Origin of the sequence: Kitasatospora terrestris (genome assembly GCF_039542905.1) — a bacterium.
GTDB lineage: Bacteria > Actinomycetota > Actinomycetes > Streptomycetales > Streptomycetaceae > Kitasatospora > Kitasatospora terrestris.
In genome coordinates, this window is sequence record NZ_BAABIS010000001.1 from 7,423,692 (window position 1) to 7,437,391 (window position 13,700).

Below are 13,700 nucleotides of genomic sequence, written 5' to 3' on the forward strand. Positions count from 1 at the left end.
GAGCGCTCGCAGTGAAGGCACTCGTCAAGCAGAACGCCGAACCCGGACTCTGGATGATCGACGTCCCCGAGCCGGAGATCGGCCCCGGCGACGTGCTGATCAAGGTGCTGCGCACCGGCATCTGCGGCACCGACCTGCACATCCGCAAGTGGGACGGCTGGGCCCAGCAGACGATCCGCACGCCGATGACCATCGGCCACGAGTTCGTCGGCGAGGTCGCCGCGATCGGCGCGGCCGTCGCCGACGTCAACGTCGGCGACCTGGTCAGCGGCGAGGGCCACCTGGTCTGCGGCAAGTGCCGCAACTGCCTGGCCGGCCGCCGCCACCTGTGCCGCAACACCGTCGGCCTCGGCGTCAACCGCGACGGCGCCTTCGCCGAGTACGTGGCGCTGCCGGCGAGCAACGTCTGGGTGCACCGGGTGCCGGTCGACCTGGACGTCGCCGCGATCTTCGACCCGTTCGGCAACGCCGTGCACACCGCGCTCTCCTTCCCGCTGGTCGGCGAGGACGTGCTGGTCACCGGCGCCGGCCCGATCGGCATCATGGCCGCCGCCGTCGCCCGGCACGCCGGCGCCCGCAACGTGATGATCACCGACGTCTCCGAGTACCGGCTGGAGCTCGCCCGCCAGGTGGGCGTCTCGCTGGCGCTGGACGTCTCCAAGCACACCATCGAGGAGGGCCAGCAGAAGCTCGGCCTGCGCGAGGGCTTCGACGTCGGCCTGGAGATGTCCGGCCGCCCCGAGGCCATGCAGTCGATGATCGCCAACATGACCCACGGCGGGAAGATCGCCATGCTGGGCCTGCCGGCGAACGACTTCCCGGTCGACTGGGCGCGGATCGTCACCTCGATGATCACCATCAAGGGCATCTACGGCCGCGAGATGTTCGAGACCTGGTACGCGATGTCCGTCCTGCTGGAGGGCGGTCTCGACCTCAGCCCCGTGATCACCGGCCGCTACGCCGCCGCCGACTTCGACGCCGCCTTCGACGAGGCCGCGAGCGGCAACTGCGGCAAGGTCATCCTCGACTGGACCGTCTGAGCACCGCCCGCCCGACCTCCCGTTAGGAGAACCCTCCCCGTGTTCGACAACGTCCGCGACGACCTCGCCGCCACGCTGACCGAGATCCGCGAGGCCGGACTGTTCAAGCCCGAGCGGGTCATCGGCAGCCCGCAGTCCGCCTCCGTGACGGTCACCTCCGGCACCGGCGGCGAGGTGCTGAACTTCTGCGCCAACAACTACCTGGGCCTGGCCGACCACCCCGAGGTGATCGCGGCCGCCAAGGACGCGCTGGACCGCTGGGGCTACGGCATGGCGTCCGTGCGCTTCATCTGCGGCACCCAGGACGTGCACAAGGAGCTGGAGCAGCGGCTGTCGCACTTCCTCGGGCAGGAGGACACGATCCTCTACTCGTCCTGCTTCGACGCCAACGGCGGCGTCTTCGAGACCCTGCTGGACGAGCGCGACGCGGTGATCTCCGACGCGCTCAACCACGCGTCGATCATCGACGGCATCCGGCTCTCCAAGGCCCGCCGCCACCGCTACGCCAACCGCGACCTCGCCGACCTGGAGAAGCAGCTCCAGGCCTCGCAGGACGCCCGCCGCCGCCTGATCGTCACCGACGGCGTGTTCTCGATGGACGGCTACATCGCCCCGCTGGCGGAGATCTGCGACCTGGCCGACCGCTACGACGCCATGGTCATGGTCGACGACTCGCACGCCGTCGGCTTCGTCGGCCCCGGCGGGCGCGGCACCCCCGAGCTGCACGGCGTGATGGACCGGGTCGACATCATCACCGGCACCCTGGGCAAGGCCCTCGGCGGGGCCAGCGGCGGCTACGTCGCCGCGCGCCGCGAGATCGTCGCCCTGCTGCGCCAGCGCTCGCGCCCGTACCTGTTCTCCAACTCGCTGGCGCCGGTCATCGCCGCAGCCTCGCTGAAGGTCCTCGACCTGCTGGAGACCTCCGACGACCTGCGCGAGCGGCTCGCGGCCAACACCGCGCTGTTCCGGACGAAGATGACCGAGGCGGGCTTCGAGATCCTGCCCGGCGAGCACGCCATCGCCCCGGTCATGATCGGCGACGCGGCGCGGGCCGGCCGGCTCGCCGAGCTGCTGCTGGAGCGCGGCGTGTACGTGATCGGGTTCTCCTACCCGGTCGTCCCGCACGGCCAGGCCCGGATCCGGGTCCAGCTCTCCGCCGCCCACTCCACCGAGGACGTGGAGCGCGCCGTGGCCGCCTTCATCGACGCCCGCGAGGCGCTCGACGCCTGACCACCCTCCCCCGAGCCGCCGGCCCCCCACCCTCGAACCACCCCGGGGCCGGCGGCTCGCTCCTTTCCCGGTCCGCGTGGTTCGCGGCCGCTTCCCGGGCAGGCGCCCGGGTGGACCCGGCGAGAGGAGAGCGGGATGCGCGACCACCTGTCCGCCGCGACGCCCGAGGCGACCGGCGGCGTGGCCCACGGCCCCCGCGCGCCAAGAGCGCCGTACCCCGGCCGCGCCGTCGGGGGAGCGGACGGCCCGGGGCCCGCGGCCGGCGTCGGGCAGCGCGCGGGGCCTGCCGTCGGGGGAGCGGACGGCCCGGGGCCTGTCGCCGGCGGCGGGCAGCGCGGGGGTTCGACCGCTCGCGGGGTGCCGTACCCGGGCCGCGCCGCCCGCGCGGTGCCCCGGCCGGCCGCCGTGGCGGCCGGCCTCGCGGCCCTCCTCGCGGTCGCGGCGCTCCGAGGCCCGCCCGCGGCCGCCGCCGGCGGGGTCGCGGCCCTCGCGCTGGCGCTCGCCGCCCTCCTGCCCGCCCGGCCGGTGCCGCGTGGCGGCGCCGTGGCCGCAGGCGCGGCGCTCGGCGGAGCCGTCGCGCTCCAGCCCGGCCTGCTGCTCCTCGCCCTGCCGCTGTGGCGGTGCCGGGGCCGGACCGCGGCGCTGACCGCGCTCGCCGTCCCGGCCGCCGTCCTCGCCGCCGACCCCGCCGGCGCGATCGGGCGCTGGTCGCCGGGTGGAGAGGCCGGCCTCGGCGACCAGTCGCTGCTCGGGGTGGGGCACCGGCTCGGCGTCCACGGGCTGCCACTGCTGCTCGGCTGGTCGGCGGTCGCCGCCGTCGCCGTGCTGCTCGCGCTCCGCCGCAGCGCCCGGCTTGCCGCCGACGGGCAGCGGCTGCTCGCGCTCGGTGTGCTCGGCTGCGCCGCCACCGCGCTCGCCCCGACGGCCCGTCCGGCGGACCTGGGCTGGCTGCTGCTCGCGGGCAGCGGACGGCTCGGCCGCCGCCCGGAGGACCGCACGCTCTGGCCGCTCACGGCAGCCGTGCTGGTCCTGCTGCCGAGCAGCGTCCTGGACCCCGGGATCGAACCGTTCACCGGGGTGCTGCTGCGCAACGCCCCCGCCCTGGCCCTGCTCGCGGTGGCCTGCGCGCTGCGCTTCCGCATCCGCCGGGACCCGTGCTGGGAGGTCCGCCGCGCAGCGCCGCCGCCCCGCCCGTCCGGCCGGCGTGGCGTCCCGCTGCTGCCCGCCGCCCTCCGCCCGCTGTCCCGGCCCAACCTGCTCCTGGAACTGCTGCTGATCCAGGTCTGCTACGCGGGGTACACCTGGGTCCGCAACGCCGCGCCCGCCCGCGCCTCCGAGGCCGTGGCCCACGCCCTGGAGGTCGCCCGGGTCGAGCGGCTCCTCGGCCTGGACATCGAGCGGACGGTCAACACCTGGGCACTCCGGGCGACTTGGCTGCTGAAGGCGGCCCACGGCTACTACACCCTGCTGCACTTCGCCGTTCCGCTCACCGTCCTCGCCTGGCTGTACGTGCGCCACCCGGCCCGCTACCGCCCCGCGCGGACGGTGCTGTTCGCGGCGACCGGCCTGGCCCTGGTCGGTTTCTGGGGCTACCCGCTCGCCCCGCCCCGGCTGACCCCCGGCCTCGGCCTGCGGGACACCCCGTACGGCACACCGGACAGTGCGCCGCTCGGCCCGCTGACCGTGCTGACCAACCAGTACGCGGCGATGCCGTCGCTGCACATCGCGTGGGCGGCCTGGTGCGCGCTGGCGGTGGTGACCACCGCGCGCGGCCCGCTGCTGCGGGCCCTGGCGGTCGGGTACCCGCTGGTCACGCTGTTCGTGGTGGTGGCGACCGCGAACCACTGGGTGCTGGACGCGGTGGGCGGGGCGGCCGTGCTGACGGCGGGCGTCGCGGTCCAGTGCCTGCTCACGGGCAGGGCACCTCCACCCGGCTGGCAGAATTGACCGCGTGATCGACGCACGACGGCTGCGGACCCTGCGGGCCGTGGCCGACCACCGGACCGTGACGGCCGCCGCCGCGGCGCTGTACCTGACGCCCTCGGCGGTGTCGCAGCAGCTGGCCGCGCTGGAGCAGGAGACCGGGCACAGCCTGCTGCTGCGGGACGGCCGCGGGGTGCGGCTGACCGCGGCGGGGGAGATCCTGCTCGGCCACGCGGACGCGGTGCTCGCCCAGCTGGAGCGCGCCGAGGCCGACCTCGCGGCGTACAGCGCGGGCGCCGCCGGCGAGGTCACCGTGGCGGCCTTCGCCACCGGCATCGCCCTGGTGCTGGCCCCCGCCATCGCCGCGCTCGCGGAGTCCGCGCCCGGGGTGCGGCTCAAGGTGCTGGACGCCGAGGGCGACGCCAGCCTGCCGATGCTGCTGGACGGCCAGGCGGACCTGGCGGTCGCCGTCGAGTACCGGGGCGCGCCGCGCGCGGACGACCGCCGGCTGACCCGGCTGCCGCTGTACGCGGAGCCCTTCCAGGCGGTGCTGCCGCTGACCCACCCGCTGGCCGGCACCGAAGCGCCGCTCGCGGTCGCCGACCTGGCCGCCGAACCCTGGATCGGACCCTACCCGGGCAACCCCTGCCACGACGTGGTGCTGCTCGCCTGCGAGCACGCCGGTTTCCAGCCGCGCCTGGTGCACTCCTCGGACGACTTCCGGGCGGTCGTCGCGCTCGCCTCGGCGGGGGCCGGGGTCGCGCTGGTGCCCCGCTCGGCACTGCGCGGGAGCGACCTGGCGGGGGTGGCGGTGCGTCCGGTGGACAGCGAACTGGCCACCCGCAAGGTGTTCGCGGCGGTGCGCAGCGGAGCCGAGCAGCACCCCCTGATCCGCCCGGTCCTGGACGCGCTGGCCGGCGCCGCCGCCGGGCTGGACCGAACCGAATCGGCCGATCTCACGACATCCTGACTGCTCAGCGAGGGTTCTGGCATATGCTCCAGGCGGCGCGGGTCGGGTGACGGCACCCGGCCGCCACCCCACCCTCGGCAGGAGCGCAAGCGATGAGCGACCACTCTCTCGACCTCGACGGCGCGACCATCCCGGTGGCGGTGATCGGACTCGGCGACATCGCCCAGAAGGCGTACCTCCCGGTCCTCACCGCCCAACCCGGCCTGGATCTGCGGCTGATGACCCGCGACCGGGCCAAGGTCGAGCGCATCGGCGACGCGTACCGCATCCCGCACCGCTACACCGACCTCGGCGCGGTGATCGACAGCGGCATCCGGGCCGCCTTCGTGCACGCCGCCACCGACCAGCACGTGCCGATCGTCGAACAGCTGCTGCGGGCCGGCGTCGACGTGTACGTGGACAAGCCGCTGGCGTACGACCTGGCGGGCGCCCGGCGGCTGGTCGAGCTCGCCGACACCACCGGCCGGTCGCTGCTGGTCGGCTTCAACCGCCGCTACGCGCCCGGCTACCTGCTCGCCCAGGAACGGCCGCGCGACCTGATCGTCCTGCAGAAGCACCGCGAGGGGCTGCCGGAGGCCGCCCGCACCCTGGTGTACGACGACTTCATCCACGTCGTCGACACCCTGCGCTTCCTCGCCCCCGGCGAGATCGAGCACGTCGACGTCCGCTCCCGGGTGCGCGACGGCCTGGTCGAGCACCTGGTGCTCACCCTGGCCGGTCACGGCTTCACCGCGCTCGGCATCATGAACCGCGTCTCCGGCTCCACCGAGGAGGTGCTGGAGGTCTCCGGCGGCAACGCCAAGCGCGAGGTGCACAACCTCGCCGAGGTGGTCGACCACCACGGCCAGCCCTCGCTGCGCCGCCGCGGCGACTGGGTGCCGGTCGCCCGCCAGCGCGGCATCGAGCAGGTGGTGCTGCACTTCCTGGACGCGGTGCGGCACGGCAAGGTGCTGGACGCCCACGACGCCCTGGCCACCCACGAGTTGTGCGAGACGGTGGTCGAGCGGATCGCCGCCGGCTGAGCCGAGGGGGCGGCGATCGGCCACAATGCCCGATCGACGTGGGCGAGTTCAGGACTTCCGCCGGTGGCGGCCGGGTGGCGCGGGTAGCGTCGCCGACCGGAGCTGCCACCGGCGGAAGGAACGAATTCCGATGCTGCACGAGACCAATGACGTCCCGCCCGCGCACCTGGAGACGGTGCTCACCGGCCTGACGCAGGTCGAGAAGGACTGGCTGCGCGACCAGGGCGCCGCACCCGACGACGACGCCGAGGCGCTGGCCGCGCTGGCGGCCGTCGCCGGCATCGCCAGGCGGGCGATCCGGCAGCTGGACGACGGGCAGACCCTGGACGGCCGCACCCCGGGCGACCAGGCCTACGACCTGAGGATGGTCTGCCGGTACCTCCAGGACCTCACCACCGGCCACGAGGCGCAGGCCGGGCTGGACGCCTACGAGGCGTGGGCCGCCTGGAAGCTCACCGCCGGGGAGTGGGCCTCCTTCAAGGACCTGGCCGACCGGCTGCGCCGCCTCCTGCTGACCAAGGACGCCACCGCACCGCGGGCCGCCGCGCCGAAGGCGGCCGGCAAGAAGAGCAACGCCGACATCCTGGCCGAGGAGCTCACCAAGCGCCTCGGACGGCCCGCCCCGAAGGGGAGGGAGGCACGGGTGAAGGCCGTCCTGGTGCTCGGCGGACGGGCGTACACCGGCGCCAACAGCGGCGGCGGCCTGCTCCACGTCACCTACGACCTGATCCGCCCGCGGGTCACCAGGATGGAGGACTGGAGCGCCACCGGCTGCGCGGAGGCCTACGCCCTCGACCAGTGGGTGTACCAGAACGGCTTCGCCACCGCGGACGCGGCGTACGAGGCGCTGTGCGGGACGCGGGCCACCTTCAAGGACGGCCGGATCGCCGCGATGGACGCCCGCACCGTCCACGGCAGCACCGGCCGGTTCTGGGTCAAGCGGATGCCCTGCGAGAACTGCCAGCAGTGGTTGAAGGCCCTCGGGATCACCGCGGACCGCACCCTGAACTTCAGCTGACCCGTCCCTCCGCGAAGAAAACGCGAACCCCGCTGTAACGTCCGGCCCCCGCCGGTACCTCCTTCCGATGGGAGCGGCCCGCAGGGGCCGCCGCAGCCGAGGGGGAGCGGGCGTACGGGACGGGCCCGGGCACGGGGCGAGGCGGAGCACGGTGACGCGGGGTTCCTGGAACTCACGGCGGGCTCCGCCGCCCAGGTCTACGCCGGCGCTCGCACCCTGCCGGACGGCACCCGGATCGTGGAGAGCCAGGTGGGCCGCAACCCGGCCGCCGGGTGGTCGACGTGCTGCGCCCCGACGGCCTGCGGGTGGTGGCCCTCGCCCACAACAGCGCCGGTCCGCGCGGGCCCGCGAGCCGGCCCACGCCGGTCCTCACCGTCGAGCAGCCGCGCGCCATCGCGCCCAGCCCCGCCCGGCACCTGCCCACCTGAGCGCCGGGCCCACGCCTGACCTGCGTTTTTCCGGCGTCAATCGGATGCTTACTCGCGGACGTCATGCTTAATCCGTCGACGGGAGGTCGACGGATCGAGGGAGACACCATGGCAGGACACGACCACGCCGTCGTCGCCGGAGCGGGAATCGCCGGACTGCTCACCGCGCGGGTACTCAGCGACACCTACCGGACCGTCAGCATCATCGAACGCGACACCCTGCCCGACGAGGCCGGCGCCCGCCGGGGCGTCCCGCAGAGCCACCACGCCCACGGACTGCTCGCCAAGGGATTCGAGATCCTGGAGGACCTCTTCCCCGGGCTGCGCGAGGACCTGCTCGCCCGCGGCGCGATGGTCCGCGACGCCCAGGCCGACGTCCGCTGGATCAACGACGGCCACCGGATGGCCGCCGGCAGCTCCGACCTGCCCTGCCTGCTGATCAGCCGCCCGGCCCTCGAACACTACCTGCGCACCCGGGTCGCCGCGCTGCCGGGCGTCGAGATCCGCCAGCACTGCGAGGTCCTCGAACCCGTCGCCGAACGCCCCGGCGGGCCGGTCACCGCCGTCCGCCTGCTGCGCGTCAACGCCGAACCCGAACTGCTGCCCAGCGACCTGTTCGTGGACGCCACCGGGCGCGGCAACCGCGGGGAGACCTGGCTGGCCGGCCTCGGCTACGGACCTGCCCCCGAGGAGCGGATCGACTCCGGACTCGTCTACTCCTCCCGCGAGTACCGGCACGTCCCCGGCGACCTGGACGCCGACGCCGTCATCATCGGCGCCCAGGGCAGCAACCCGCGCGGCGGCGTCGCCCTGCGCGCCGAGGGCGACCGCTGGCTGGTCACCCTCTTCGGCCTCGGCGGCAACCACCCGGCCGGCGACCCGGACGGCTACCTCGAGTTCGCCCGCACCCTGCCCGCGCCCGACCTGCACGAGCTGCTGCAGCGCCTGGAGCCCCTCGGCCCGCCCCGCCGGATGCGGATCCCGGTCTCCATCCGGCGCCGGTACGAGCGGCTGACCCGCTTCCCCGAGGGCTACCTGGTGATCGGCGACGCGCTCTGCCAGTTCAACCCCAGCTACGGCCAGGGCATGACGGTCGCCGCCCGCGAGGCCGCCGCCCTGCGCGACTGCCTCACGGCCGACCCGGGCCCCGGGCTCGCCCGCCGGTTCTTCCGCCATGCCGCGAAGATCACCGACGTCCCGTGGGACATGTCCGTCGGCGGCGACCTCCGCTTCCCGTCCGTCCAGGGCCGCCGCACCGCCCGGGTCCGCTTCCTGAACGGCTACATCGCCCGGCTGCACCGCGCGGCCGCCGACGATCCCGCCGTGGCCGCCGCCTTCCTCGGCGTCGCCAACCTGCGGCAGCCGCCGCAGGCGCTGTTCGCCCCGTCCGTCCTGCGCAGCGTCCTGCGCCGCCGCCCCCAGCTCCCGCCCCCGCCCGCACCCGAGCACCCCGCCGCGCCACCGCTCCGCCCGGCAGCCTGACCGGCCGGACGGAGCGGCCCGTCGGCGCCACCCGCGCGGTTCCCGCCGGGCGGCTGCCGCCTCGGTCCTCGCGGTTCGGGAGCGCCCCGGATCCCGGGCAGCCGCCCGGCACCGCACCCGCCGTGGGGCCGCTCCGCTCCGCACCGGAACCCGGGGAACCGCCCGTCAGCCCGCCGGTGGCACCCGCGCGGTTCCCGCCGGACGGCTGCCGCCTCGGTCCTCGCGGTTCGGGAGCGCCCCGGAACCCGGGCAGTCGCCCGGCACCGCACCCGCCGTGGGGCCGCTCGGCTACTTCACCTCCACCCCGAACGGGACCGCCGCCGACTGATGGTCCGCCGGCGCCGGCCGTTCCCGCCCGGCCGGGCGGGTGGTGGCGGTGAGGGCGGCGAGGACGGGTGCCGCCGCGAGGAGGAAGCAGAGTGCCGCCGGGAGCCGGTCGGCGGCCAGGCCGATGGCGGCGGTGCCGATCGAACCGCCGGCGTTGAAGGCCGCGTTGACCCAGGCCCCGGCCTGGGTCCGCCGGTCGGGGCCGGCCAGCCCGTCGGTGACCAGGTAGGCGGTGGTCAGCGTGGGGGCGACGGACAGGCCGGCGAGCGCGGCGCACAGGGCGAGCAGCGGGACGTTCGCCGCCGCCGCGGCGAGGGCGAGCGCCCCCGCCAGGGTCAGGGTGAGCACGGTGAGCCGGGTCGTCGCCGGCGCGCGCCAGTCGACCGCGCCGAGCGTCAGCCCGCCGACCGCGCTGCCCGCGGCCAGGGCGGCCTCGACCCAGGCGGCGTCGGCCGCCTGCCCGTGGTGCCCGGCGAAGACCACGACCAGCAGGCCGAACGCACCGAGCCCGGCGCCGGCGCCCGCCGCCACGGCGAGCGGCTGCCGGGTCCGCGCCAGCAGCGCGAGACCGCCGCCGCGCGGGCGCGGGGTGTCGCGCGGTTCGGCGACGCCGCCCCGGACGGACGCGGCGAGGGCGGCCGTTCCGCCGAGCACCAGGACGGCACTCAGCAGCAGCCCGTACTGGGGCCGGACGGTGGCGGCCAGCAGGCCGGCGAGCAACGGGCCACCGACGTAGAGGAGTTCCTCGCAGACGGTGTCCAGACTGTAGGCCCGCTGCCGGAGCGGCCCGTCGCCGAGCAGGTGGCTCCACAGCGCGCGGGTGACCGGCCCGAGCGGCGGGGCGGACACGCCCGCCGCGACGGCGAGTGCGAACAGGACGGCGGCCGGCGTGCCGCCCTGCCAGGTGGCCGCCGCGAAGGCGCACAGCACCAGCGCGTACCCGGCCGCCATCGGCGGCAGCACCCGCCGCGCGCCGTACCGGTCGACCAGGCCGGCCCGCACGGGGGTGAGGAGGACCGAGGAGGTGGCGAAGGCGGCCATCACCAGCCCGGCGCGGGCGTAGGCCCCGCCGCCCGAGACGGCGAGCATCAGCGAGAGCGGGACGGTGCCGTAGGAGAGCCGCCCGACCATGGCGGCGACGAAGACCCGGCGCACGCCGGGGGCACGCAGAACTGCGCGATAGGACACGGGAGTTCCTCGAAAAGAACGGCGCGCGGACGGCGCGCCGGTGGACAGGGACGGCGGAGGACCGCACCGCCGGTGGCGGGTGCGGTCGCGGTGCGCGTCTCTAGTCGCGGACGAGGAACATGGCGCCGACCCTAGCCCCTGCCCGGCCGGTGGCGCCACCGGCCGGGCAGGATCCGGCTCGCGGTCAGGAGGTGAAGGCGACCTGGTCGACGGTCCAGAAGGCGCTGTTGGTGCCGGTGTAGCGGAACTGGAACTGGACGGTGGAGGTGCCGGCCGGGATGGTGACCGGCAGCTTCTCGAAGGAGTTCAGGTCGCTGCGGTAGGACTTGACCGGCTGCGGGGTGCCGTTGTCGAAGACCACGTACACGTCGCCGGTCTGCGGGCCGTCCACCTTGTAGTTGCCGGCGAACGACAGCACGCCCGAACCGGCGCCGGAGACGGCGTACTTGGGGCTGATCAGGGTCGAGTCGAACTGGCCGGTGCCGTGCGCCTTGTCGTCCCACTCGTCGGAGTCGGCGACGGCGAAGACGTTGCGGGCGCGGACGTTGGTCTCGCGGGACTGGCCGAGCTGCGCGGCGGTCCAGAACTCGTCGGTGGCGAAGGCCCAGCCGCGCCACTCGGTGACGCCGCCGCTGGGCATCCGGGAGTTGTCGACGGTCCACCCGGTGGGCGGGGTGTGGGTGAAGCCCTTGACCGTGGTGGCGATGCCGGTCTCGTCGACCCGGGACTGCAGGCTGGGGCGGAGCGCGTCGAAGGCGTCCGGGGTGATCTCGTCGATCGGCTTGCCGTCCAGGCCCCAGGCCGGGTCGATCGCGGCGCCCTCGTGCTTGAGGACGGTCGGCGCGATGTCGACGGGCTTGACGTCCTTGCGGGTCGAACCGGCGGCGTAGCCGGCGCCGTTGGCGACCACGAAGGTCTGCCGCTCGTTGGCGGAGTTGCCGCCGTGACCGCCCGCGTCGGTGTGGCCGTGGTCGGTGGTGACCAGGATCGTCCAGTCCTCGGAGGCGTACGTGGGACGGGACTTGACGGCGTTGACCACCTGGCCGACCAGGCCGTCGACGGAGTGGATGGCGGCCAGGTACTGGGTGGACGCGCCGCCGTAGTTGTGGCCGGCCTCGTCGACCTCGTCGAAGTGCAGGAAGGTGGCGTCCGGGTTGCCGTGGGCGAGGTAGTCGGCGGCGTCGGAGGCGGTCTTGACGTCGTTCTCGCTCTCGGCGATCCGCACGTCCGCGCTGCCGTTGAAGACGTTGGCGGTGATCGGGTTCCAGGAGCCGATGACCAGGGTGGAGGTGGCCGGGTCGGCGCTCTCCAGGCGGCCGGCGAAGTCCGGGTAGAGGTCGAAGCGCGCGCCGGCGAAGGTGTTGTCCACCACCTTGTGCTTGTCGGGCCACACGCCGGTGCCGATGGTGGACCAGCCCGGGCCGGACAGGGTGGGCGCCAGCGGGTTGGCGTACAGGTTGCTGGTGGCGGTCATGCCGCCGGCCATCAGCGCCTTGACGTTGGGCGCGTCGGCGGTGAGCAGCTTGTCGTAGCGGGTGCCGTCGATGCCGATGACCAGCGTCTTCGCCGACTTGGTGCCGTTCGGCAGGCCGTTGTACGGGCCGGTGGCGGCGGACGCGGGGGTGCCGGCGACGGCCGGCAGCAGGGTGGCGGTGACGGCGGCGGCGGCGAGTGCGGTGCGGACGGGACGGGCGATGCGCACGGGGGCTCCCTGGAGGAGTGAACGTCGCGGTGCGGCTTGCACCGGCACCGAGAATGGGCGGCCCGGGCGAGGCCGCCCCCACTCCGAGTCCACGGTTGAGTGAACAACTTCCGAAATTCAGACCAGACCGGTTACCGATTCGTTATCTTCTTCGGGTTGGGTCGGCGCCGCCCAGCGGCCCGGTTCGACCATGAACGCGCCGAGCGCGACGCCCAGCAGCGGCACCGCCGGAAGCAGGGTCAGGACGCCCTGCGGCCCGTACTGCTGGGCGAGCAGCCCGAACAGCGGGGCGACCAGACCGCCGACGCTGACGGCCAGCCCGAGGGTCACGCCGGCCGCCGTGCCGGGGCGGGTGGGCAGGTAGTCCTGGCCGAGCTTGACCAGGACGGCGAACGGCAGGTTGAGCATCGCGCCGGCCACCACCGCGAACAGCAGCGGCGCCCACTGGCCCGGCGCCACCCGCAGCAGCACCAGCGCCGGGACGGTGAGGGCGGTGCCCCACCGGGCGGTCCGGACCATGCCGATCCGGTCGGCGAGCCGGCCGCCGCCGAGGGTCCCGGCGACGCCGCCGAGCAGGAAGCAGGTGAGGGCCGCGCCCGCGAGCAGGTGGGAGGCGTGCAGGTGCCGGAGCCAGTACAGCTCGATGAAGGTGCTGACGCCGAAGAACACCACCGAGCGGACGACCTCCACGCCGGTCAGCACCGCGAACGGGCCCCACCGGTCCTTCCCGGTGCGCCGCGCCCCTCCGTCGGCGTGCGCGTGGGTCCGGTGCCGGGCGCGGAACAGCACGGCCGCCATCAGCAGGGCCGGCAGCACGAAGACCGCGGTGGCCCGCACGCCCCAGCCCGCCAGCAGCGGGGTGGCGAGGACCGGTGCGAGGAAGAACCCGACGCTGCCGCCCGCCGCGAACACGCTCATCGCGCCGGCCGAGTCCCCGGCGGCCTCCCGGGCGGCCCGCCCGGCGGCCGGGTGGAAGAGCGCCACGCCGAGGCCGGAGAGCAGCACCAGCAGCCACACCAGCGGGTACCCGTCGGCGAGTCCGCTCAGCCCCGCGCCGACCCCGGCCAGGGCGAGGCCCGCGGCGGACAGCCAGGGCAGCGGCCGGCGGTCCACCAGCAGTCCGACCAGGGGCTGCGGAACCGCGCTGCCCAGCGTCGCCGCCAGCGTCAGCCCGCCCGCCGCCACGTACCCGTAGCCGCGCTCGAGGACGAAGTACGGGACCACGGCGGGCACCAGGCCCTGGTACAGGTCGTCCACGGCGTGCGCCGCGCCCCACATCCGCATCCGGCGCCAGACGCCGGCCGTTTCGCTCGTCATGGGACCAGCCTGGCCGCCGCATCCCCGTGCGGGCTTCCGGTACTCTGCCAACC

Annotated in this window: 11 protein-coding genes; 8 read left to right on the forward strand and 3 right to left on the reverse strand. The window is 75.1% G+C overall.

From position 1 onward, the window contains the following. Positions 1–11: 11 nt before the first annotated feature. The 8 genes from tdh to ABEB06_RS34025 all read left to right on the forward strand — a co-directional run bounded on the left by tdh (position 12) and on the right by ABEB06_RS34025 (position 9,113). Positions 12–1,040, forward strand: a complete 1,029-nt coding sequence (gene tdh / locus ABEB06_RS33990; protein ID WP_345700764.1) for an L-threonine 3-dehydrogenase — start codon at positions 12–14, stop codon at positions 1,038–1,040. Between the two features lie 39 nt (positions 1,041–1,079). Continuing rightward, positions 1,080–2,270, forward strand: a complete 1,191-nt coding sequence (locus ABEB06_RS33995; protein ID WP_345700765.1) for a glycine C-acetyltransferase — start codon at positions 1,080–1,082, stop codon at positions 2,268–2,270. Positions 2,271–2,405: 135 nt separating this feature from the next. After that, positions 2,406–4,217, forward strand: coding sequence for a phosphatase PAP2 family protein (locus tag ABEB06_RS34000; protein WP_345700766.1), 1,812 nt, complete (start codon positions 2,406–2,408; stop codon positions 4,215–4,217). Between the two features lie 4 nt (positions 4,218–4,221). Continuing rightward, positions 4,222–5,163 (forward strand): LysR family transcriptional regulator, encoded by a 942-nt coding sequence (locus ABEB06_RS34005; protein WP_345700767.1) that lies wholly within the window; start codon positions 4,222–4,224, stop codon positions 5,161–5,163. A gap of 128 nt (positions 5,164–5,291) precedes the next feature. Then, entirely contained in the window at positions 5,292–6,185 is an 894-nt protein-coding gene (locus ABEB06_RS34010; protein WP_345702080.1) for a Gfo/Idh/MocA family protein, read from the forward strand. Positions 6,186–6,315: 130 nt separating this feature from the next. Then, positions 6,316–7,203 (forward strand): hypothetical protein, encoded by an 888-nt coding sequence (locus tag ABEB06_RS34015; RefSeq protein ID WP_345700768.1) that lies wholly within the window; start codon positions 6,316–6,318, stop codon positions 7,201–7,203. A 281-nt stretch (positions 7,204–7,484) separates the two neighbouring features. Beyond that, positions 7,485–7,631, forward strand: coding sequence for a hypothetical protein (locus tag ABEB06_RS34020; RefSeq protein WP_345700769.1), 147 nt, complete (start codon positions 7,485–7,487; stop codon positions 7,629–7,631). 108 nt (positions 7,632–7,739) lie between these two features. Then, on the forward strand, positions 7,740–9,113 hold the full coding sequence (locus ABEB06_RS34025) for an NAD(P)/FAD-dependent oxidoreductase (RefSeq protein ID WP_345700770.1): 1,374 nt from the start codon (positions 7,740–7,742) through the stop codon (positions 9,111–9,113). A gap of 288 nt (positions 9,114–9,401) precedes the next feature. Here ABEB06_RS34025 and ABEB06_RS34030 read toward each other — a convergent pair whose 3' ends face one another. From ABEB06_RS34030 to ABEB06_RS34040, 3 genes are all read right to left on the reverse strand, one after another. After that, positions 9,402–10,628, reverse strand: coding sequence for an MFS transporter (locus ABEB06_RS34030; RefSeq protein WP_345700771.1), 1,227 nt, complete (start codon positions 10,626–10,628; stop codon positions 9,402–9,404). Between the two features lie 184 nt (positions 10,629–10,812). Further along, on the reverse strand, positions 10,813–12,330 hold the full coding sequence (locus ABEB06_RS34035; RefSeq protein WP_345700772.1) for an alkaline phosphatase family protein: 1,518 nt from the start codon (positions 12,328–12,330) through the stop codon (positions 10,813–10,815). 117 nt (positions 12,331–12,447) lie between these two features. Beyond that, entirely contained in the window at positions 12,448–13,647 is a 1,200-nt protein-coding gene (locus tag ABEB06_RS34040) for an MFS transporter (protein WP_345700773.1), read from the reverse strand. Positions 13,648–13,700 lie beyond the last annotated feature (53 nt).